The sequence below is a fragment of the Hungatella sp. SL.1.14 genome, assembly GCF_024460495.1.
GTDB classification, from domain to species: Bacteria; Bacillota; Clostridia; order Lachnospirales; family Lachnospiraceae; genus Hungatella; species Hungatella hathewayi.
Map to the genome: position 1 here is coordinate 1 of NZ_JANFYJ010000220.1, position 324 is coordinate 324.

1 pseudogene is annotated in these 324 nt (G+C 46.6%); it reads right to left on the reverse strand.

Annotated elements, in window-relative coordinates:
* Positions 1–324, reverse strand: a pseudogene (locus tag NE473_RS30755) (LacI family DNA-binding transcriptional regulator); the annotation flags it as partial.

Consider the following 324-nt stretch of genomic DNA (forward strand, 5'->3'; position numbering starts at 1 on the left):
CCAATACTCTCATCATCCTGCGTCGCCGCCAGAATCAGAATACTCTTATGGCCGAGTTTACATAAATAATCATTCATTTTGTAGCTCTCCGCGTAATCATCAACGGAAACCCAGGAATAGGAAGAGGATTCCTCCAATGAATCAGTCATTCCAATGGTACTTAACACAATCGGAACAGTCAGCTGTTCCAGCTTCTCTTTGCTGTGTGAGAAGAAGCCCCCCAGAAACACGATTCCCCTGGGCTTCTTCTCCTTAATCAGATCCAGCGCCACGTCCACTTCGTCATCGCAGTCATCCACGCGCTGCATGATAAACAAGTATTTC